Here is a 2222-nt window from a genome sequence, read left to right on the forward strand (position 1 = left end):
CGGGCCGCTGCCTGGTCGTCGCGAGTGCGGATCGGACGGGCGCCGCTTCGTAATTCGCGGTACGACTTCGTGCGGCACCCATGTCGCATACCCGGGCTTGCGTAACGTAGCGCCAACAGAGGGCGCGTGGATGGCGCACTGAATCGGATCAGATTGCCTTTTGGGGAAAACGGATGGACGTTATGAAGGATCGGTCGTCATGGCCGCCGGCAGTCGTCGGCGCGATCGTGGATCTGACGGGCGCCGCATTCGCGAACAGCGGGACGCGGACCGGAGTCGACATCGAGGACATCGAGCATCTCGTCGCGATGTTGCATCTGCTGCGTCCGGACAACGTCGACTTCTCGTTCTTCGACGGCTGGCTGCACATGCTGCGCGACGAATGGAGCGAGGCGGAAGAGCTGTTCCGCTATCTGGTCGAGCGCTCGGCCTGCCTGCCGGAGAGCCGGGGCATGCTGCTCAAGTGCCTGAAGGCGCGCGATGAATTCGGCTGGCAGGACGAGGCGCGCAGGATCATCGAGGACGAGAGCGACCCGGACGTGACGCGGCTCGCGAAGCTGTTACTGGCAGGGGATGACCTGAAACACGCCGCGGCGGATGCGCGGCGGACCGGGCGCTTCGTCGCGCCGGAGTCGGCGCGCGCGCTCGATGACGAGGCGACGGCGGGGGACAGCGCCGCGGCGCAGCCCCAGCCGCCGTCGGCCAACGACATGCTGATGACGATGCACTACATGCGGATCTGACCGCACCCCGACCGGAGAAGCGACATGAGCATGATCACCGCCGCGCAATTCCAGCACGAACTCTCGCACCTGACCGAGGCCACCGCGCCGCAACCGGCCGCGGCACCGCAGGCGCTCGTCGACAAGTTTCAGGCCATGATGGCGAACCCGACGCCGAACGCCGTGCCCGAGGTGCATCAGATCGGGCACACGGACATCGTGACGAAAGCCGTCAAGGAGCAGGCCGATTACTACCACGCGGTGCCGAACGACGTGCTGTACATGTCCCAGCACGCGAGCACGCTGTCGATGCAGCATCTCGCGTCCGCCGACATGACGGTCCAGCTCGAGATCGCGAGCCTCAACATGGACCTGCAGGTCAAGATGGCGACCGTGCAGTCGTCGAAAGACGCGGTCCAGACCCTGATGAAGAACCAGTGAGATAGCGACCAACATGGCCTCGATCCTCAACCCGAGCCGCGCGTTCGCGCGCTGGCGCCGCCCGCTGGCCGCTGCCGTCCTGCTGCTGGCGCTCGCCGGCTGCAAGCAGGAGCTGTACGGGCAGCTCTCCGAAACCGACTGCAACGAAATGGTCGCCGCGCTCCAGCAGTACGGCGTCGACGCGGAGAAGACGACGCCCGATTCCGGCAAGACCTGGTCGGTGACGGTCGGCGACAAGGAGATGGTCCACGCGATGGAAGTGCTGCGCGCGCGCGGCCTGCCGCGCAAGAAGTTCGACGATCTCGGCGCGCTGTTCAAGAAGGACGGCATGGTGTCGACGCCGACCGAAGAACGCGTGCGCTTCATCTACGGCCTGTCTCAGGAACTCGACGACACGCTCTCGAAGATCGACGGCGTGGTGGTCGCCCGCGTGCAGATCGTGCTGCCGAACAACGACCCGCTCGCGCAGTCGGTGAAGCCGTCGTCCGCCGCGGTGTTCATCAAGTACCGGCCGGATGCGAGCGTCGAAACGCTGATTCCGGCGATCAAGAATCTCGTCGTGCACAGCATCGAGGGGCTGACCTACGACCAGGTCAGCGTCACGTCGGTGCCGGCCGATGCGATCGACCTCGAAGCGAAGGCGCAGCGGCGCGACGGCTCGCTGATGATCGCGGGCGGGGCGCTCGGCATCGTATTGCTGATGATCGCGGGCGCGATCGTGCTGGTGCGCGGCAACGCGAACCAGTTGCTGTCGAAGCTGCGGCAGCGCCTGCGCAAGAGTCCGGCGTGACGAAGGACGCGCAAGCGTGACGGACATGAATGCCCTCGACGCCCCGCCGGACGCCGCCGCAACCGAGGCTGGCGCTGCTGATGCGCGTCCCACGGTGAGCGAGGACACGGCCGCCGTGCTGGCGGCCCGGCTCGTCGAGCATCATCGCCGCCGCCGCGCGCTGTTCGACTGGATGCATCCGCAGCGGCTCGCGGCGGTGCCTTATGCAGATTGCCTGCGCGGCCGGAGCGCGCGCGAGACGGGCGCGCTCGCCGAAGAGATCGGAGAGA

General features: G+C 66.9%; 3 protein-coding genes and 1 pseudogene. All 4 read left to right on the forward strand.

What is annotated here, in order from left to right; translation table 11 throughout:
* The first annotated feature begins 182 nt into the window (after positions 1-182).
* Positions 183-743, forward strand: coding sequence for an HrpB1 family type III secretion system apparatus protein (locus GXB81_RS30965; RefSeq protein ID WP_240162967.1), 561 nt, complete (start codon positions 183-185; stop codon positions 741-743).
* A gap of 24 nt (positions 744-767) precedes the next feature.
* A complete protein-coding gene (locus tag GXB81_RS30970; RefSeq protein ID WP_205991206.1) occupies positions 768-1163 on the forward strand; it encodes a serine kinase in 396 nt (131 codons plus the stop codon).
* A gap of 13 nt (positions 1164-1176) precedes the next feature.
* Positions 1177-1953 carry a type III secretion inner membrane ring lipoprotein SctJ gene (sctJ, locus tag GXB81_RS30975; protein ID WP_205991207.1) on the forward strand — a complete coding sequence of 259 codons (777 nt, stop codon included), beginning with the start codon at positions 1177-1179 and terminating at the stop codon, positions 1951-1953.
* A gap of 16 nt (positions 1954-1969) precedes the next feature.
* Positions 1970-2222: pseudogene (locus tag GXB81_RS30980) on the forward strand (hypothetical protein); the annotation flags it as partial.

The sequence above is a fragment of the Paraburkholderia sp. Ac-20336 genome, from assembly GCF_017105025.1.
Lineage (GTDB): Bacteria > Pseudomonadota > Gammaproteobacteria > Burkholderiales > Burkholderiaceae > Paraburkholderia.

Coding starts and splice junctions, on each gene's coding strand:
- GXB81_RS30965 (WP_240162967.1), top strand. CDS start 183: ATGAAGGATCGGTCGTCATGGCCGCCGGCAGTCGTCGGCGCGATCGTG.
- sctJ (WP_205991207.1), top strand. CDS start 1,177: ATGGCCTCGATCCTCAACCCGAGCCGCGCGTTCGCGCGCTGGCGCCGC.
- GXB81_RS30970 (WP_205991206.1), top strand. CDS start 768: ATGAGCATGATCACCGCCGCGCAATTCCAGCACGAACTCTCGCACCTG.